Origin of the sequence: Bacillus sp. FJAT-49711 (assembly GCF_018343715.1) — a bacterium.
Taxonomy (GTDB): domain Bacteria; phylum Bacillota; class Bacilli; order Bacillales; family Bacillaceae_C; genus Lederbergia.
Genome location: NZ_JAGYPL010000003.1, coordinates 368188 through 387215, shown reverse-complemented (window position 1 = coordinate 387215; position 19028 = coordinate 368188). Strand labels below are relative to the sequence as shown.

General features: G+C 37.8%; 17 protein-coding genes. 14 read left to right on the top strand and 3 right to left on the bottom strand.

Annotated elements, in window-relative coordinates:
• Positions 1–10: 10 nt before the first annotated feature.
• Together KHA96_RS15875 and KHA96_RS15870 are read right to left on the bottom strand one after the other, a co-directional pair.
• A complete protein-coding gene (locus KHA96_RS15875) occupies positions 11–754 on the bottom strand; it encodes a transporter substrate-binding domain-containing protein (RefSeq protein WP_349305793.1) in 744 nt (247 codons plus the stop codon).
• Between the two features lie 213 nt (positions 755–967).
• Positions 968–1714, bottom strand: coding sequence for a GntR family transcriptional regulator (locus KHA96_RS15870; protein WP_213130289.1), 747 nt, complete (start codon positions 1712–1714; stop codon positions 968–970).
• A 274-nt stretch (positions 1715–1988) separates the two neighbouring features.
• Between KHA96_RS15870 and KHA96_RS15865 the strand changes: the two genes are divergently transcribed.
• The 14 genes from KHA96_RS15865 to KHA96_RS15800 all read left to right on the top strand — a co-directional run bounded on the left by KHA96_RS15865 (position 1989) and on the right by KHA96_RS15800 (position 17852).
• Positions 1989–2975, top strand: coding sequence for an N-acetylglucosamine kinase (locus KHA96_RS15865; RefSeq protein WP_213130288.1), 987 nt, complete (start codon positions 1989–1991; stop codon positions 2973–2975).
• Positions 2972–4285, top strand: coding sequence for a 6-phospho-beta-glucosidase (locus KHA96_RS15860; protein WP_213130287.1), 1314 nt, complete (start codon positions 2972–2974; stop codon positions 4283–4285). The genes KHA96_RS15865 and KHA96_RS15860 overlap by 4 nt, the downstream gene beginning before the upstream one ends.
• 179 nt (positions 4286–4464) lie before the next feature.
• Entirely contained in the window at positions 4465–5421 is a 957-nt protein-coding gene (locus KHA96_RS15855; protein WP_349305791.1) for a nucleoside hydrolase, read from the top strand.
• Positions 5422–5561: 140 nt separating this feature from the next.
• The gene (locus tag KHA96_RS15850; protein ID WP_213130285.1) at positions 5562–6632 is read left to right on the top strand and encodes a Gfo/Idh/MocA family protein; all 1071 of its coding nucleotides are present in this window, start codon (positions 5562–5564) and stop codon (positions 6630–6632) included.
• A 203-nt stretch (positions 6633–6835) separates the two neighbouring features.
• On the top strand, positions 6836–7780 hold the full coding sequence (locus tag KHA96_RS15845) for an aldo/keto reductase family protein (RefSeq protein ID WP_213130284.1): 945 nt from the start codon (positions 6836–6838) through the stop codon (positions 7778–7780).
• 231 nt (positions 7781–8011) lie between these two features.
• Positions 8012–8767: a sugar phosphate isomerase/epimerase family protein gene (locus KHA96_RS15840; RefSeq protein WP_213130283.1), complete on the top strand. Its 756-nt coding sequence runs from the start codon at positions 8012–8014 to the stop codon at positions 8765–8767.
• Positions 8768–8781: 14 nt separating this feature from the next.
• A complete protein-coding gene (locus KHA96_RS15835; protein WP_213130282.1) occupies positions 8782–9945 on the top strand; it encodes a Gfo/Idh/MocA family protein in 1164 nt (387 codons plus the stop codon).
• A gap of 269 nt (positions 9946–10214) precedes the next feature.
• Complete coding sequence (locus KHA96_RS15830; protein WP_213130281.1) at positions 10215–11558, top strand: MATE family efflux transporter; 1344 nt, start codon at positions 10215–10217, stop codon at positions 11556–11558.
• A gap of 3 nt (positions 11559–11561) precedes the next feature.
• Complete coding sequence (locus KHA96_RS15825; RefSeq protein ID WP_213130280.1) at positions 11562–12164, top strand: VanZ family protein; 603 nt, start codon at positions 11562–11564, stop codon at positions 12162–12164.
• A 92-nt stretch (positions 12165–12256) separates the two neighbouring features.
• Positions 12257–13483, top strand: coding sequence for a S1C family serine protease (locus KHA96_RS15820; protein ID WP_213130279.1), 1227 nt, complete (start codon positions 12257–12259; stop codon positions 13481–13483).
• Positions 13484–13735: 252 nt separating this feature from the next.
• Positions 13736–14437 (top strand): response regulator transcription factor, encoded by a 702-nt coding sequence (locus KHA96_RS15815; protein WP_213130278.1) that lies wholly within the window; start codon positions 13736–13738, stop codon positions 14435–14437.
• Positions 14434–15837: a sensor histidine kinase gene (locus KHA96_RS15810; RefSeq protein ID WP_213130277.1), complete on the top strand. Its 1404-nt coding sequence runs from the start codon at positions 14434–14436 to the stop codon at positions 15835–15837. The genes KHA96_RS15815 and KHA96_RS15810 overlap by 4 nt, the downstream gene beginning before the upstream one ends.
• Positions 15838–15952: 115 nt before the next feature.
• A complete protein-coding gene (locus tag KHA96_RS15805) occupies positions 15953–16840 on the top strand; it encodes a foldase protein PrsA (RefSeq protein ID WP_213130276.1) in 888 nt (295 codons plus the stop codon).
• A gap of 271 nt (positions 16841–17111) precedes the next feature.
• Complete coding sequence (locus KHA96_RS15800) at positions 17112–17852, top strand: hypothetical protein (protein WP_213130275.1); 741 nt, start codon at positions 17112–17114, stop codon at positions 17850–17852.
• Here the strand turns inward: KHA96_RS15800 and KHA96_RS15795 are convergent.
• On the bottom strand, positions 17840–18931 hold the full coding sequence (locus tag KHA96_RS15795; RefSeq protein ID WP_213130274.1) for a hypothetical protein: 1092 nt from the start codon (positions 18929–18931) through the stop codon (positions 17840–17842). The genes KHA96_RS15800 and KHA96_RS15795 overlap by 13 nt on opposite strands.
• Positions 18932–19028 lie beyond the last annotated feature (97 nt).

Below are 19028 nucleotides of genomic sequence, written 5' to 3'. Positions count from 1 at the left end.
ATGAAGTATCCTATTTCTCTTTTCCTAACCATTTCTCTGCTGGAGGCTCGCCGAAGTATTTTTCAAAGATTTTCGCATATGTGCCGTCATCGATCATGCTTTGCAACGCTTTGTTTGCATCGTCAACGATTTCTGATCCTTTCGTAAAGGCGATTCCATACGATTCCCCTTGCAATACTTCACCTACCGTTTTTAACTTGCCTTCTCCTTCTTGAGCAATATAGTATTTTACATTCGGTAAATCATATAATGCTCCATCCAGTCTACCTTCCTTTACATCAAGATAGGCAGTAACGATTTCTGGAAAGGCCTCTACTTTTGCTTTTGTATTTTCCTTTAAATACGTTTGACTTGTCGATCCTTGACGAGAACCAATTTTCTTCCCATCGACATCATCAATTGACTGAATATCGCTGTTTTCTGGTACCATCATAATCATTCCAGAGTCATAATATGGAATTGAAAAGTCAATTGATTCTTTTCGTTTTTCTGTTATAGACATGCCCGCAATTCCAATTGGATAACGCCCTGACTGCATACCGGCGAGCACACCATCAAAATCCATTGTTTCAAAGTCGACTTCAAACTTAGCTCTCTTCGCAATTTCCTTTAATAAATCAATATCAAATCCTTCTAGCTCACCGGTTTTAGGATTTAAATATTCGAAAGGTTTGAAATTTGAATCTGTTGCGACTGTATACTTTTTCCCTCCCCCGCTGTTGCCGCATGCTGCAAGAGGAACTAATAGACAAATAAAAACAATAAAAAGTACAATCTTTTTCCTAAAAATAATGGACCCCTCCTATGTTTTTCGACCTTTATGATTTAGTCGTTAGACATTTTTCTTTACCCTATTTTCGACAAGATAATCGCAAAAGACAAAAGAGCCTTTCCCATTAAAGGAAAAGACTCTAGTAATTGACAACGCTTTCAGATAAAATTTTACAACTCATAAATTACAATAATATTATATAGTCGAAGTAGTATAAAACCTTTCAATTGTAAATTTTGATCGATCGCCCCTAAATACGGAATCTGAAAACTCAATTGGTTTCATATCGTCATTGTAAGTAAGTGTTTCTAAGGAAAAAACGGGTGACCCTTCTGGGATTCCTAAATATTCACTTACTGTCTCATTTGCAAGTATGGGTTCAATCGTTTCGATTGTTTTATGAATTTCTACTTTATATTTTTCTTGTAAAAGTTGGAACAATGAGCTTTTACATCCTTCTTCATCATTGACTAGTCCTGGAGCAAATTGCCATGGTATATATGAAATAGAATAGAATAGTGGTTCGTCATTCGCATAACGAATCCGAGTTAACCTCGTAACAGGATCATTCTCATTAATTTGTAAATTTACAGCTAGTGTTTGATCAGCAGGAATCACTCTAAGATCCAGAATGCTCGTTTTTGGTTGATAACCTTGTTCAATTAATTGACTGGCGAATCCCTTTTCGGTAGTTGTTAAAGATGTCTGAATCTTAGGCTTAGATACAAAAGTACCTTTTCCTTGAATTCTATGAATTCTTCCTTCCAGAGCAAGTTGTTGCAAGGCGATTCTAACAGTGGTGCGGCTGACGCTATATTCCTCGCATAATTCCATTTCAGTCGGAAGTTTATCACCAACTTCATATTTGCCTGCTTTAATTTGATCAAGAATCTTATTTTTTACAATATTATATAAAGCCGCTTGTTCTTTGACAGAATCCATATGCACTCCCCCAATTTTCTTCAAAAATGGTCATAACAACTAAATAAATCGTATATTATTCGGATTAAAATCTATTATAAGCATTTATTTTTGTAAAAGATATAGATAGAATGCAATAAGTTTCATATTGACTATTTGTTATAACAAGTGTAAATTAAAGATAGTAACAATATTTTAAGTGGATTTTTTAAATCAACATGATTCGTCTATCGGTGATGTGTGTTATTCAAATTATAGAAAACGCTCTCAAAAAATGTAGAGAAGGGGGATGAGAATGTCAATTATTATGGGTGTTGACGGTGGAGGAAGTAAAACATTTACCGTTATTTCTGATGAGAATGGGAATCTGCTCGGAAAAGGAGTTTCTGGCGGAGGCGGTGGAAACTATCAAACTGTCGGAATTGATAAAGCAGTTGAAAACATTACAGCGTCGATTGAAGCCGCGTTGAAATCCGCAGAACTTGACTATAAGGATATTGATTTTGTTCAATATGGCCTTGCAGGTGCTGATCGACCAAAGGATATCGCTATACTGGATTCCGGCTTGAAAAGAATTCCATTTGAGAAATGGGACCTTGTTTGTGACACAATGGAAGGTTTAAGGATTGGTTCTAAAAACTATACCGGTGTCGTATTAGTATGTGGAACAGGGACAAATGCAGCTGGTAGAAACAGGGATGGGAAGCAAGTGCAAGTGGGTGGATTCGGCTACTTCTTTGGTGATTTTGCAGGCGGAGGTGCCATGGCTCAAGAGACATTCCGTGCTGCGGTACGTTCATGGGAACAACGAGAACAACCCTCTGTATTGACGGAAATGGTACCAAAGTTTTTCGGCCATAAAGATATGGAAGAATTATTTAACCATTTTCTAGACCACGATATTTATCATGCACCCAATAATCTTGCTCTTATTCTTCATGAGGCGGCAGATAAAGGCGATAAATTAGCAATTAGTCTAATGGAAAAGATGGGCAATGAATTAGGATTGGCGGCAAGTGCTGTCATTAAAAATCTTGGAGACCTTGATCAACCGATTCCAATTGTATTGACGGGAAGCATAGTTCAAAAAGGGCAAAATAAATACTTGCTTGAAGCGCTAAGAAAAACGATAGAAGCGGATCATCTTAAACAAATTGAATTAGTCATTCCGGAAATGGAACCGGTTTATGGAGCAGTATTACTAGGGATGGATCATTTAGGTATCACCGCAACGGATGATATATATGAAAAATTTAATTCGTATGGAGGCTATGAAGTATGAAAAAGGGATTAAAAGTTGCAGTTATTGGAGGAGGCTCCTCCTACACACCGGAAATTGTGGAAGGTTTTATTAAAAGATACGATGAAATGCCTATCAGAGAACTTTATTTAGTAGACATTGAAGAAGGTAGACACAAACTAGAGATTGTCGGCGCACTTGCTAAAAGAATGGTTGAAAAAGCAGGAGTTCCAATCGATGTAAAATTAACTCTTGATCGTAGAGAAGCGATTAAGGATGCAGATTTTGTTACAACTCAGCTTCGCGTCGGTTTGCTTGATGCACGTAAGCGCGATGAGCATATCCCACTTAAACATAATGTGATCGGTCAAGAAACAACAGGTGCAGGCGGATTTGCTAAAGCGATTCGTACAATTCCAGTCATTCTTGATATTTGTAAAGATATTGAAGAACTAGCTCCAAATGCATATCTATTTAACTTTACTAATCCAGCGGGTATTGTCACAGAAGCTGTCATTAAATATACAAATGTAAAATCAATTGGTCTATGTAACCTACCAATCGGAACAAGAATGCAAATTGCTAGATTATGTGATGTTGAGCTCGACAAAGTATATATTGAAATGATGGGTATTAATCATCTTAACTGGACTACTAGAATTGTAGTGGATGGCAATGATATCACAAATGAAGTTCTATCAAAAGTGTCAGAGGCTAAAGGCGTAACAATGAAGAATATTCCTGACTTTGGCTGGGATAAAGAATTCCTTCAATCTTTAGGAGCATTGCCATGTGGCTACCATCGCTACTATTATATGAAAGATGAAATGCTAAAAGAGCAATTAGAATCACTAGAAAAGAACGGTACACGCGCAGATGTCGTAAAAAGAGTCGAAGCTGAATTGTTCGAACTTTACAAAGATCCTGAGCTTGCTATTAAACCGCCACAATTACAAGAACGCGGTGGAGCCTACTATTCAGAAGCTGCACTGAATCTTATGAGTTCTATTTATTTAAACAAAGGTGATATTCAAACAGTTAACGTCCGTAACAATGGGGCCATCGCCTGCTTGCCAGATGATGTTTCTATAGAAATTAACTGTGTAATCGACTCTCAAGGTGCACATCCAATTCAATTGCAAGCTGAAATGACACCACAAATTAGAGGGTTGCTGCAAGTAGTTAAAGCTTATGAAGAATTAACAGTTGAAGCTGGAGTGCACGGTGATTATGAAAAAGCTCTTCAAGCATTGACAATTCACCCACTAGTAGCTTCCGCGGCACTTGCAAAAACGTTATTAGACGAAATTTTAGAAGCTAACAAAGATTATTTACCGCAATTCAATAAGTAATAATGATAAAAACAATCCGTGGGACTTTCTGTCTGCGGATTGTTTTGTATGCTGTTGAAAGAGGCTTTTGGAGCAGTCAATCATTCAGATTTCCTATGATTGACAGCTTAATAGCCTTAAAGTAATCTTGAAAATGAAGGCAGTTACAATCATTTTTTATATATATTTTTTTGAAACGTGTGAAATCGCTTGCATTAGGTTCCGCTATTTTTATTGGAGGAGAAGGTGCTAGAATGGAAAGAATTATTATTGACACGGATATTGGTTCAGATGTGGATGATGCAATGGCGCTGGCGTTAGCAATGCGTTCTCGGGAGCTAATGATTGAGGGTGTAACGACGGTGTATGGAGATGTTGAAGTTCGTGCGCAATTGGCTGCGGAATTACTAAACTTAGGTAATAGATCCGATGTGAAAGTGTATAAAGGACTTGAACAAACGATTCTCCAAAATCGAGAAGTTTGGTGGGCAGGGCATGAAGGTGAAGGAGTCCTAGATCCACAAAAGGAATATAAGATAGAAGACATGCATGCCGTTGATTTTATTATTAAAGCAGTCATGGAAAATCCGGAGGAAATTACATTAGTTCCTATAGGACCTCTTACGAATATCGCTGCAGCTATTATTAGAGAACCTCAGGTTGCAAAAAAGGTTAAAAAAATCATCATGATGGCGGGCGTAACGAGATTAGGAAATAATGCTCTTTCACTGCCGTACATAGAACATAATATTAAATGTGATCCCGAAGCAGCATCAGTTGTATTTGGAAGTGGGGCACCAATTACGATGGTCGGTTTAGATGTGACAATGAAGGTGCTAATTAATAACGATGACAAAAATATGTTAAAGGAATCTGGAGATCCTTTGAATATCGCTTTGTCGAAGCTTATAGAAAAGTGGTTTGAATTTATTAATATGGATCATTCCGCAATGCATGATCCATTAGCTATCTCGCTATTACTAGATCCAACGCTAGTAAAAACAGAAAAAGCAAAGGTGATTATCGAATATGATCATCGTCCTGTCACCGGTCAAACAATTTCAGTTCTAGATCCGAATGGTAATGTAGATATTTGTTTAGATGTAGAAAGTGAAAAATTTAATCAGATTTTACTTGGCAAATTACTCAAAAATTAAAGGCGGAGAGGAAAGAAATCATCCTAGTGATGTAGAAATGCCAAATCTATTTTATCAGCCTAGAAGCACTTCATATTAAATTAAAATTGAAAAGAACAATGTACTATACTTAACGGAAATTGAGGAAGCGAGGATTTAAAATGACAAAATTAAAAGTTGGGATAATTGGATTGGGAGAAGTAGCCCAAACCGTTCACTTGCCAATACTGCAACAGCTATCAAGTAAATATGAAATCAGTGCTTTATGCGATATCTCAGTAAAATTATTAAAAAAGTTAGGCGAACAATTCCGTGTAGCAAATCTTTATACAGATGCAGTGGAACTAACAAAGCAAGAAGATCTTGATGTCGTATTTGTCCTTAATAGCGACGAGTATCACACTGATTGCGTTGTGGCCGCTGCAGAAAATAAGAAACATATTTTAGTAGAAAAGCCAATGTGCTTAACGATGGAGGATGCTGACAAGATTATCGAAGCAAGGGATAAAAATGGTGTTCAAGTAATGGTAGGCTACATGCGACGTTTTGCTCCAGCCTTTATAGAAGGTGTCAAAGAAGTTAAAATGATGAACAAGATTAAATATGCGAAAGTAAGAGATATTATTGGACCAAATAATAAATTTATTGAGCAAACCCATAATGTCCATCGATTTAATGATATCCCACAATCGGCGATGGAGGAACGCTGGAAAAGGGCAGCAAGTATGGTACAAGAAGCAATTGGTGATGCTTCGGATGATATTAAGAATGCTTATAGATTGCTATGCGGTTTAAGCAGTCATGATTTATCCGCTATGAGGGAATTGATTGGTTTCCCTAAACAAGTTGTATCTGCTGTCCAATGGAATGACGGTGGATATATAAATGCAATATTCGAACATGATGGCTTTTATACTGCGTTTGAGACAGGTGTGGATCAACAAAGAAGATTCGATGCACATTTAGAAGTATTCTCTGATACGAAGCAAGTTAAAATTCAATACAATACTCCTTATATTCGTCAATTACCTACTACTCTACTAATAAAGGAAACCATAGGAGAAGCATTTGAGGAGAGGGAATTACGTCCTACATTTAAAGATGCTTATGTAGCAGAATTAGAATATTTCTATGATGTAGTAACCGAGGGGAAAACGCCAAAAACGACGCCAGAAGACTTCAAGGAAGATTTAAAACTATTCAAAATGATTGTTGAGAAACTGGTATCTTGAACAAGATTACTTAACTGTTGTTACAGATATAACTTAATTTACTACTTCAATTAATTCTTAAAATAGTCCTATCTATTGTGACATAATCCGTTGTACAGATATCGATACAGAACGCTTGACACATACTACTAAATACATGATTATAAAAGTGTGAATCACTGGAAAAATGTGAACCATTTTTACGATGAAAGGGAGATGTCTAGATGAATTATCGTCGACTAGGGAGATCGGGTTTGAAGGTAAGTGAAATAAGCTTAGGCAGCTGGCTGACATATGGTAAGTCAGTAGAAGATAATACTGCGGAAAAGACTATACATAAAGCATATGAATTAGGAATTAACTTTTTTGATTCTGCAAACGTTTACGAACGTGGGCAAGGCGAAATCGTTATGGCGAAAGCATTGAAAGAATTTCCTCGAGAATCATATGTGATCACGACAAAAGCTTTTTGGCCAATGGGTGATGGGCCGAATGATAGAGGGCTATCTCGAAAGCATGTATTTGAGCAGCTGCATAATAGCTTAAAGCGTATGGAATTGGAATACGTTGATATTTTTTATTGCCACCGCTATGATCCTGAAACTCCAGTAGATGAAACATTGCGTGTCATCGATGATTTAATTCGCCAAGGCAAGATTCTTTATGCTGGTGTCAGTGAATGGACCGCTGCACAAATTGAAGAAGCAGTTGGAATTGCAGATAAATACTTGTTAGATAGAATCGTAGTAAACCAACCTCAATACAATATGCTGCATCGTTATATTGAAGATGAAGTTATTCCTGTCTCTAGTAAATACGGGATTTCCCAAGTTGTATTCTCACCATTGGCACAAGGCGTGTTAACAGGAAAATACTTAAGCGGCAATATTCCGGAAAATAGCCGTGCTGCAAATGATGATATTAATATGTTTGTAAAAGGCTTCTTAAACGAAGATGTTCAAAGGAAAGTGTCTGAATTAGATACATTGGCGAAAGAGCTAGATACAACTTTACCAGCTCTTGCCATTGCATGGATTTTGCGTCAACCAAATGTAGCGAGTGCATTAGTTGGTGCAAGTCGTCCTGAGCAAATGGAAGCAAATGTAAAAGGGGCAAGCTTGCAATTATCAAGTGATGTAATTGATAGAATCGAAGAGATTTTAGCTTAAAAATTGGAGGATGTTCCAAAGTGCTTTGGTTGGTCCTCTCCACACCATGTATAGAATAATGGTAGGAGATGGTATTTCCCGCCTATCTTTGGAACGCCTCTTTTTTGATATAAAAGCGGGAGCTGCTTGCTCATCGATGTGCGCGCCACACGAAGTTTGCTAGTCGATTGGTGCTGAAACTAAACAGCGAAATGCAATTAATATTTTACTTATACGGAGGGAGAGGTTTAAATGGAACAAAAATTTGCTGCACAACTATTTACGGTACGTGAGGAGTTAGCAAAAGGAATCAAACCCGTATTTCAGGAATTAAAACAAATGGGGTGGGCGGGAGTCCAGATTTCCGCGCTTCCAGAAGGTCATGATCCGCATGAAATTGCAGCCATACTAAAAGAGACCGGTTTAGGAACGGCAGGAATGCATATTTCACTTGATCGACTTGAGAATGATTTAGACAATGTTGTTAATGAGGCGGATCTTTATGGTACAAAAGATATTGTTTGCCCTTATCTTCCACAAGAATATTGGAATCAAGAAGGTTATACGAGAGTAAAAGAAAGCCTAAATGCCATTGCGAGAAAAGTTCCTGGATATCGAATCAGCTATCATAATCACGCTTTTGAATTTGATACGGAAATTAATGGAGTATCTGCTCTTGAATACATATTGGAGCCTGCAAATGATAATCTGATTTTAGCTGAAGTGGATGTGTACTGGGTGAAAAAGGGTGGACGTGACCCGTTATCCTTTATCCAACCATACACTAATAGAATGCCAATCATTCATTTAAAAGATATGACGAATGATGATAAAGAAGTGTTTGCGGAAGTCGGAACCGGACAAATTGATTTCGTTCCAATTTTACAATGGGGTGAAAAATCTGGCGTCGAATGGTACGCAGTAGAACAAGATGTTTGCCCAGGGAATCCAATGGATAGCCTGAAAATTAGTCTAGAGAATTTAATGAAATTAAAAGAGAGAGTATAAGTGGAGGTGTGTTTATGAACCAAATGAAAATTGGAATCATCGGAATGGGAAATATGGGGTCAAGTCATGCAAAAAATATTTTTGACGGGCATGTTAAAGGGGCCATCTTAGCAGCGATTTGTGATGAGAGGCCGGATCGACTTCAGTGGGCAGAGGATATGTTTGGAGATCAGGTGCAGCGGTTCACTTCCTACGACGATTTTCTTTCAAATGCTGATATTGATGGTGTCATTATTGCGACGCCACATTATGATCACCCTCTACTTGCCATTAAGGCCTTTGAAAGTGGCTTACATGTTTTGTCTGAAAAACCAGCAGGGGTTTACACTAAAAATGTAAGGCAAATGAATGAAGCTGCTGAAAAAAGTGGAAAAGTGTTTAGTATGATGTTTAACCAACGAACAAATCCGCTTTATCAGAAAGTAAGAGAGCTAATATCTTCCGGCGAGCTTGGTGAAATTAAGCGAACAAATTGGATTATTACAAATTGGTACCGCTCGCAAAGCTATTATGACTCTGGCGGCTGGCGCGCTACATGGGCAGGTGAAGGCGGCGGGGTTATGATTAACCAGTCCCCCCATCAGCTTGATCTTTGGCAGTGGACAACAGGCTTGATGCCGAAGCGTGTTCGCGCATTTAGCGGTTTTGGCAAATATCATGATATTGAAGTGGAAGACGATGTTACAGCTTATGTGGAATATGAAAATGGAGCTACCGGAGTATTTATCACTTCAACTGGGGAGGCGCCAGGCACAAATCGATTTGAAATTGCAGGCGACCGTGGAAAACTCGTTGTAGAAGATAATAAACTGACCTTTTCACGATTAAGACAGTCAGAACGTGAATTCAATCGCACATATAAAGGCGGATTTGGCGAACCGGAATGCTGGGAAATTGATATTCCTATTCATGGTAAGGCGACAGATCATTTAGGTATTATGAATAACTGGGTGGATGCCGTTTTAAATGGTGCGGAGCTACTTGCCCCGGGTGCTGAAGGCATTAAGAGTCTGGCAATCTCAAATGCTGTTTATTTATCAAGCTGGACGGATGACTGGGTCGACATGCCAATAAATGAAGATCTTTTTTACGAAAAGCTGCAAGAAAAAATACAGCAGTCTAATTTTAATGAAGCGAGCGCCAAGAATCTCACTTTAGATGTAAGTGGTACTCATTAATGATATGATAAACAAAAGCGCAAGGGCCTGTTCAACGTCATACAAACTTTTCAGAGATCCTAACGAGATAAAGGAAACAAGGTGAGCTGGAGTTGTATTATCGTAGGACAAAACTGAAAGTTTGCTAGTGGCTGTAGTGGTACGGAAACTATTTCCTAGAAAGTTATCCACAAAATGTCCAATTGATAAATTCCCAAACGATAATAAAATCCGGATGAGATGAAACGTCTCTCCGGATTTTAAATATGCTCGTAAAGGAGCTGTTTTGATTGAAACAACACAATTTTACTACTGGGAGTATATGGAGGCAGCTCATTACGTTTTCGGCTCCAATTATGGTAACTAATCTTCTGCAAATCTCCTATCAATTTATAGATAGCTTATGGGTTGGTAATTTACTAGGTGCTGATGCACTTGGAGCTGTTGCGGTATCGAGTACTGTTATTTTTACGGTATTATCTTTTATTATCGGAATTAATAATGCTACATTGACGATATTGTCACAATTAAAAGGGAAGGATGACCCTAAGGGATTAAGGAGCTATGTGAATGCCTTTACGGTCATTCTTGGGACGATGGCGATTATTCTTGGAGTGATCGGATTTGTTTTTACGGAAAATATTTTAAAAATCCTTGGAACTCCTGATGCCATGATGGCGGATGCGTCGAGTTATTTAAAAATCAACTTTTTAGGGATACTCTTTTTATTTGGCTATAATTTTATCGCGACGGTATTTCGTGCACTTGGTAATAGTAAAACCCCATTAAGATTTGTCATGATAGCAGTCATTCTAAATGCTGTCTTGGACCCATTATTTATTTACGTGTTTGATTGGGGGATTCAAGGAGCAGCCTATGCAACGATTATTGCTCAAGGTTTTGCCTTTATGTATGGTTTGTTTATAAGTTTACATCATAAATTAATCCCGTTTTCATTGCCGTCCATTCCTAAGAAAGATGAGGTTTCTCTTATATTAGGGCAAGGCATTCCGTCCGGATTGCAAATGATGGTGATTTCTGCAGGTTCTGCTGCCATTATGAGTGTCGTTACAGGTTTTGGCAGTGACACGGTAGCTGGATTTGGAGCTGCGCAACGCCTTGAAAGCATCATCATGCTTCCAGCTTCTGCACTAGGAACCGCAGTAAATAGTATGGCTGGCCAAAACATTGCAGCAGGTAAATGGGATCGCGTGCATAAGATTACGCTATATGCGACTTTACTAAATTTAGGGTCAATGCTTATTGCTTCTACGGCCATTTTCTTTTTAGCTAATATGGGAATTCGATTATTTATTTCAGAAGCCGAAGCTGTAAAGTTTGGGACCGACTATATTAAACTAGTTGCCTTTTTCTTTCCATTTTTAGGATTCAATTTTGTTTGGAATGGGGTCGTACGTGCATCGGGAGCAGCAGTTCAAGTACTTGTGTTGAACATAATATCCTTCTGGCTGCTGCGTTATCCATTAACCTACTTGTTTTCCGACATTTTCGGAGAAAGAGGAATTGCACTTGGAATGGGAGTCAGCTTTTTCATTAGCAGTTTCTTTGCCTTTGGATATTATCGGTTTGGAAAGTGGCAGAGGAAGGATTTATTCGAAGAACAGGGTGGATAAGATATGGGTCTAATAAAAATGTACGTAATAAATATGATTGGATATATGATCGTGGCATTGCCATTTTATTTGATTGCCAGAGTGGTTTTTTTAAAAAGGAAGAAAAAACGAGTAGAATTGATGCGTGAATCGATGTTAGCTTTATTCGTTTTATACATAGTTGGCCTTGCTTCGCAAACGATCATTCCAAGATGGGATGCTGGAATGATGGCTGATACCGGAAAACTTTATTTTGATGTTTATTTATACAATGGGATTGCACACGTTAATCTGATACCCTTTCATACAATCAGTCAATACTTTTTTACAACGAATGTAAATGTGGATAATTGGGGCGGCTTATCACTTGTGAATATTGTTGGAAACATGCTTGTATTTTCGCCGATTGGAATATTTGTGCCTATCCTTTGGAGCAGGATGCGCTCCTTTTCGAAAATACTATTTCTAGGGTTAGGTATCACTTGTTTTATCGAATTAATTCAATTATTTATTGGACGCAGCACCGATATTGACGATGTGATTTTAAATGTGATCGGCGTTTTGATTGGATATAGTATGTATGCTTTATTAAAAATTCCCTTTTATAAAGTAGCACTTCGTTCATGATTATTTATCTTCTAGTAAACAATCGTTCATAATTTGTTAATAACTCCTAGCTAAGATGAAAATAAGCAATCAATCGTTAGGAGGAAGAAACGATGACAGAAATGAATGATTCAAATCAAGAAGTTTCAAATACAACAGAAAGAGCAAAGCCTTATCGTAGTCCTAAAAAAACAGGATTAAAAAGATTTTTTTCAACAGTAGGTGCTGGTATAATTGGCTCAGTTTTAACACTGACCGTTGTAACGTATACTCCAATATTGCAAGACGCGAATACGGAAAGTGAAAAGGATATTCCAACATCTACTGTGCAAACGGCAAACGATGATCCATATTCAGTTCAGAAAGTATCGGCTAGTACGAAATCACTTGCTGATATGGTGGAAGGTACTTCGAAAGCCATTGTGGGAGTTGTTAATTTTCAAAATAAAAGAAGTCAACTTTCTCCGATCGAGGAAAGTGTTGAAGCGGGATCTGGCTCCGGGGTTATCTTTAAAAAAGAGGGCAATGATGCGTACATCGTGACGAATAACCATGTAATCGATGGGGCTGAAAAAGTTGAAGTTTCTTTTTATGATGGAGAAAAGACTACAGCGGAACTCGTTGGAGCAGATGCATTAACCGACCTAGCTGTTTTAAAAGTGGATGGAAAATATGCAGATACCGTATTAAAGTTTGGTAATTCTGATGCATTGCGTGCTGGTGATCAAGTGGTTGCGATTGGAAATCCGCTAGGCCTTGATTTTTCACGTACTGTGACTCAAGGGATTGTTAGTGCTGTTAATCGAACAGTGAGCGTAACTACCTCAGCGGGTGAGTGGGATTTAAATGCAATCCAGACGGATGCAGCCATTAACCCTGGAAACAGTGGCGGGGCGTTAATCAATTCTGATGGTGAACTCGTTGGGATTAATAGCTTGAAAATCTCCGAAAGTGGAGTGGAAGGACTCGGGTTCGCTATACCAATTAATGATGCGGTTCCAATAATTAATGAAATAATAAAAACTGGTAAAATTGAGCGTCCATACATGGGAGTAAGCTTAGCAGACTTAGATCAAGTTCCACAGCAATATTTGCGGGCTGTTCCATTAAATGTCGAAGATGGTGTGATGGTTGCAGCGGTTGAGCAGAATTCTGCTGCAGAAAAAGCAGGGCTAGAGGTAAAGGATGTTATAGTTTCAGTTAATAAAAATAAAGTGAAAAATTCAGGTGAATTACGCAGATATTTATACACAGAGCTAAAAGTAGGAGATAAAGTGTCGTTGGAAGTTTACAGGGATGGAAAATTAAAAACGATTAATATTACTCTTGCTAGTAAATAGCATGGATAGACCTCTTGCTTCATAAGTAAGAGGTCTTCTTGCTGCTTAGCTTAGTGCCTAGCACCTAGTATATTTATTTTATGTTGTGTAGTTGTTTCCTTAAAAAAAGGAAATCTTCGCGTTTTTATGTTTTCCTAGAATGACCTGCTTCCGGTGGGTCTATGCATCGCTAAACATTCGTTTATGCTTTTCTTGCTAAATTTTAGATTTCGTTTTAAGTTAAAAGGAAAGGGTCAAGGTGGTGTAGCCGCAATGAGAATATTAGTAATTGAAGATAACGAAAGTGTCGCCTCGATGATTGAAATGTTTTTTGCAAAAGAAAATATTAATGGAGTATTTGTAAAGGACGGTTTGGAAGGTTATCATCGCGCCATTCATGAGGAATGGGATTGTTTAATTATAGATTGGATGTTGCCAAATATGGATGGAGTGACAATTTGCCGCAAAATTAGGCAGGAAAATAAATCAGTTCCGATTATTATGTTGACCGCTAAAGACAGTGAATCGGATCAAGTGCTTGGTCTGGAAATGGGAGCTGACGATTATGTGACGAAGCCGTTTAGCCCATTGGCGCTTATGGCTAGAATCAAGGCTGTTTCAAGGAGGTACCATCCGCAAAAGGATCAAAAAATAGAAACCGATGTTATTGAAACAGCACATTTTAAAATTAATAAAAATACGAGAGAGGTATTTCTTGACGGTGATCCTATAACGAATTTAACTCCAAAAGAATTTGATTTACTGTATCACTTTGTCCAGCATCCACGGCAAGTTTTTTCTCGTGAACAGCTTCTCGAAAAAGTTTGGGGATATCAATTTTACGGAGATGACCGTACAGTTGACGTCCATATTAAGCGCTTGCGCAATAAAATTGATAATGCTGATCATTCTTTTTTTCAGACGGTATGGGGTGTTGGATACAAATTTGAAGAAGGAAGTTATCCTCGAACATGAGAATTAAATACTTATATCAGCAGCTAGCAAGTCACGTTGGTGTTATCATTATTGCTTTTTTAATATTAAGCCTTCTCTTTTCTCATTTTATGAAAAACTTTGTTTACGAAAATAAAATTGATGAGCTAACTTCATACGGTCAAAATATATTACGAGATTTGGAAAGAAATCGAGGGAATTCTCAAACGATCCTTTCAGAATATGGACGTGTACTCGCCGGCCGCGACATCCAATACAGCCTGTTTGATCAAAGCTCAGCCATCATTTACTCAATAGGAAGAACTCCAATTGTCGAATTGAAGGATGAAGAATGGAATAAAATTAAACAAGGTTACAAGGTTGATGTTAAACAAGACTTTAATCGGTTGGAAGAAGGAGTTACATTTGTATTGCTTCCGTATATTCATAATAATCAATTCGTTGGAGGGATATTGCTAGCCTCACCCATAAAAGGATCAAGGCAAGTAATTTCGCAAATTAATGAGTTCTTATTATACACTGTACTGATTGCTTCGGTCGTAGCTTTAATGCTTAGCTGGATATTGGCGGCTTTTCATGTGAAAAGAATTAAAAGGCTCCGAGAAGCAACTTCACTTGTTGCGGGCGGGGATTATTCCGTTCGCATACCTTCATCGGATTTCGATGAAATCGGAGAGCTCTCCAAAGATTTTAATAAAATGGTAGAGAAATTAAATATTTCAATGGAAGAGATTGAAAGTCTCGAGAACCGCAGGCGTCAGTTTATGGCGGATGTTTCACACGAATTAAGAACCCCGCTTACGACCATTAGCGGTGTCATTGAAGGTATTCGAAATGATATGATCCCCGAGTCTGAAAAGGAAAAAGGAATGCAGCTTGCTAGCAATGAAACAAAAAGGCTAATCCGTCTTGTAAATGAAAATCTTGACTATGAAAAAATTCGCTCTAATCAAATCAAGCTGTATAAACAAGATATTCAATTAAAAGAAATGCTTGAAATCATTAAAGAACAGCTAGACATATTAGCAGAGGAAAAACATAATAAAATCATTGTTGAAGCAGATGAAGATGCAGTCGTTCATGCGGATTACGATAGACTTACACAAATTTTAATCAATATTATTAAAAATAGCATCCAATTCACTGAAAATGGACTTATTATACTAAGAGGCAGAACGGAGTCTGACCAAGCAGTGATAGAAATTGAAGATAACGGAATCGGCATTGATCCGGAAGAAATAGAGAAAATTTGGGGGCGATTTTACAAAGCCATGCTTTCAAGAACGACCAATCCTTACGGAGAGTTTGGTCTTGGATTATCGATCGTAAAGCAGTTAGTAAATTTGCATAATGGTGAAATAGAAGTGTCTAGTGAAAAAGAAAAAGGAACAAAGTTTATATTAAAATTTCCGTTTAAATAGAAAAAGTTAAAAGTGGGGGTTCCGCTTTTCTTCATATTGATTTAAAATCTTGTTAATACTTTGTTCATATTTTCTAGATATGCTAATTTTATTGAGGTCTTAAGGGGGAAAAAGGATGGAGAAAAAATCAAGTAAAAAATTCACGATTAGTGTCATTATATTAATTGTAATAGGACTAGCTGCTATTTTCGGGGCTGCTTTTTCAAAAAGGGAAATCGTTGCTAATGTTGGCGGTGAAAAAATCACTCAAGCCGAATTGAATGATGCACTTGTAAAACAGTATGGACAAAATACTCTGAATTCAATGATTGAGAAAAAAGTCATTGAATTGGAAGCTAAAAAGGAAAAGATATCGATTTCTGACAAGGAAAAACAGAAAGAAATGGATTCTTATGTTGAGCAATATGGCGGGAAAGACGCGTTTGAAGCAGCTCTTCAGCAAAGTGGAATTACGAAAAAAAATATTGAAGAGGAAGTCGTTCAATATTTATCCATTAAAAAAATGCTAGAACCGAAAATAAAAATAACTGAAGATGAAATGAAAAAATATTTTGATGAAAATAAAGATTCTTTTGACGAAAAAGAACAAGTACAAGCTAGCCATATTTTAGTTGAAGATGAAAAGAAAGCTGAGGAAGTAGAGAAAAAAATTAAAGAAGGAAAAGATTTCGCAGAACTTGCAAAAGAATATTCAACTGATACTGGTAGTGCCGAAAACGGTGGAGATTTAGGCTACTTCGCAAAAGGGAAAATGGTAAAAGAATTCGAGGATGCCGCTTTTTCGATGGAAATTGGAGATATCAGTGATCCCGTCAAATCTGAACATGGTTACCATATCATCAAAGTAACAGGCAAAAAAGCAGCAAAAGAAGCAAAATACGAAGATCATAAAGAAGAAATTGAAGATACTTTGTTTAACCAAAAGCTCCAAACTGAATACCAACCATGGCTTGAAGGAATAAAAGCCAAATATGATATTAAAAATAATTTAAAGGTTTCTTAAAGGGACTAAGCTTTCGAAAATGTGCCTGATACGCAAAAAGTCAAAAACGACTAAAGCGTATCAGGTTTTTTCTATTAAAGAAGGTTAAACCTGAAAATGAAAAGCAGCGGCTCCTTAATTCAGTTTTTGAATCAGACAAATTAAGCTAAACCTCCAATTTTATGTTCAATCCTTCATTATTTCTATAAATTTTCCAATTCCAAACATTTTTGTTAAGAACCTCGGGCATGCTAAAAAATGTGAAATTGATTAATGAAGGAGGAATGGCAAGATGAAAATGAAAGGTTTGGCGTATATACTTTCTGTTGCACTATTGTTAGGAATAGTATCAACTGGAACTGTATATGCGGAAGATGGAAGTCAAGTACACAAAAAAATCGGGAACTATCATCATAAAGGTGAATTTACCCACGATCTTGAGCTGCTAAAACAAAAAGCAAATGAAATGGGAATCTCAACCGAAGGCAAAGATGCGCAAACTCTTCATAAGGAATTGAAGGAAGCGTATATTAAAAAGCATGCTGAAGCACTCGGAATCAGTACAGAAGGAAAAGATATAGAAACATTAAAGAAAGAAATCCGTCATGTATGGACAATGAAGATTGCGAAAGAGTGGGGGATTAGTACAAAAGGCAAAGATGATAAAACAATTATGAAGGAAGTAAAAGAGGCAAAACTCAAAAAAGAAGCACAGGAATTTGGGATTTCAACAAAAGGTAAGGACTTTAAACAAATCAAACGAGAAATTTATAAAGCAAAAGTTTTAAAATATGCTAAAGAAATGGGTATTCCTACAGAAGGAAAAGATATAAACGAATTGGGTAAAGAAGTCCATGATAAGATGATTTATAATGCTGCGGAAAAACTAGGAGTTGATACAGAAGGTAAAACTCCAAAAGAGATCTTCCACGAAATTATGATGAATCATGGTGAAAAGGCAAGGGAAATGAAGCTGTTCCCTTTTAAAGAAGAAAAAATCTATTTCTTTAGAGAAAATCATCACGGAGAATAAAAAGAAAGGAGCTTTCTACCGGGAGCTCCTTTTATTTTTTTGGTGGAAGTTAAAAACCACTTTGCTCGAATACCACGTGGGATAGATAAAGGTACTTTAGATGCTTTAATCGATAGATACGCCAAGGAAAATCGAGTGGTTGCCACAATTGTTGTGCGCAAGGAGTCGATACGCTCAGTAAATTGAGTGGTTGTCACAATTGTAGTGCGCAAGAGCTCGATCTGCTCAGTAAACAGAGTGGTTGTCACAATTGTAGTGCGCAAGAGCTCGATCCGCTCAGTAAATAGAGTGGTTGCCACAATTGTAGTGCGCAAAAGCTCGTTGCGCTCAGTAAACAGAGTGGTTGTCACAATTGTTGAGCGCAAGAGCTCGATCCGCTCAGTAAACAGAGTGGTTGTCACAATTGTAGTGCGCAAAAGCTCGTTGCGCTCAGTAAACAGATTGGTTGTCACAATTGTTGAGCGCAAGAGCTCGATCCGCTCAGTAAACAGAGTGGTTGTCACAATTGTTGAGCGCAAGTGCTCGTTGCGCTTAGTAAACAGAGTGGTTGTCACAATTGTAGTGCGCAAGATCTTGATCCGCTCAGTAAACAGAGTGGTTGCCTCAATTGATGTGTGCAAGAGCTCGATCCGCTCAGTAAACAGAGTGGTTGCCACAATTTTAGTGCGCAAGGAGTCGATCCGCTCGGGAAAAAGAGTGGTTGTCACAATTGTAGTGCGCAAGAGCTTGATTCGCTCAGTAAAAAGAGTGATTGTCACAATTGTAGTGCGCAAGGAGTCGATCCGCTCAGGAAATTGAGTGGTTGTCACAATTGTAGTGCGCAAAAGCTCGTTGCGCTCAGTAAACAGATTGGTTGTCACAATTGTTGAGCGCAAGAGCTCGATCCGCTCAGTAAAAAGAGTGGTTGTCACAATTGTTGAGCGCAAGTGCTCGTTGCGCTTAGTAAACAGAGTGGTTGTCACAATTGTAGTGCGCAAGATCTTGATCCGCTCAGTAAACAGAGTGGTTGCCTCAATTGATGTGTGCAAGAGCTCGATCCGCTCAGTAAACAGATTGGTTGTCACAATTGTTGTGTGCAAGAGCTTGATCCGCTTAGTAAACAGAGTGGTTGTCACAATTGTAGTGCCAAACTAATCACAGTCTAAATCCAGCATTGATTTGGCTACACCCACTAAT

What these genes read in the sequence shown, in the direction of transcription:
- KHA96_RS15865 (WP_213130288.1), top strand. Translation starts at nt 1,989, where the DNA reads ATGTCAATTATTATGGGTGTTGACGGTGGAGGAAGTAAAACATTTACC.
- KHA96_RS15810 (WP_213130277.1), top strand. Translation starts at nt 14,434, where the DNA reads ATGAGAATTAAATACTTATATCAGCAGCTAGCAAGTCACGTTGGTGTT.
- KHA96_RS15805 (WP_213130276.1), top strand. Translation starts at nt 15,953, where the DNA reads ATGGAGAAAAAATCAAGTAAAAAATTCACGATTAGTGTCATTATATTA.
- KHA96_RS15845 (WP_213130284.1), top strand. Translation starts at nt 6,836, where the DNA reads ATGAATTATCGTCGACTAGGGAGATCGGGTTTGAAGGTAAGTGAAATA.
- KHA96_RS15820 (WP_213130279.1), top strand. Translation starts at nt 12,257, where the DNA reads ATGACAGAAATGAATGATTCAAATCAAGAAGTTTCAAATACAACAGAA.
- KHA96_RS15815 (WP_213130278.1), top strand. Translation starts at nt 13,736, where the DNA reads ATGAGAATATTAGTAATTGAAGATAACGAAAGTGTCGCCTCGATGATT.
- KHA96_RS15840 (WP_213130283.1), top strand. Translation starts at nt 8,012, where the DNA reads ATGGAACAAAAATTTGCTGCACAACTATTTACGGTACGTGAGGAGTTA.
- KHA96_RS15860 (WP_213130287.1), top strand. Translation starts at nt 2,972, where the DNA reads ATGAAAAAGGGATTAAAAGTTGCAGTTATTGGAGGAGGCTCCTCCTAC.
- KHA96_RS15825 (WP_213130280.1), top strand. Translation starts at nt 11,562, where the DNA reads ATGGGTCTAATAAAAATGTACGTAATAAATATGATTGGATATATGATC.
- KHA96_RS15870 (WP_213130289.1), bottom strand. Translation starts at nt 1,714, where the DNA reads ATGGATTCTGTCAAAGAACAAGCGGCTTTATATAATATTGTAAAAAAT.
- KHA96_RS15800 (WP_213130275.1), top strand. Translation starts at nt 17,112, where the DNA reads ATGAAAATGAAAGGTTTGGCGTATATACTTTCTGTTGCACTATTGTTA.
- KHA96_RS15835 (WP_213130282.1), top strand. Translation starts at nt 8,782, where the DNA reads ATGAACCAAATGAAAATTGGAATCATCGGAATGGGAAATATGGGGTCA.
- KHA96_RS15850 (WP_213130285.1), top strand. Translation starts at nt 5,562, where the DNA reads ATGACAAAATTAAAAGTTGGGATAATTGGATTGGGAGAAGTAGCCCAA.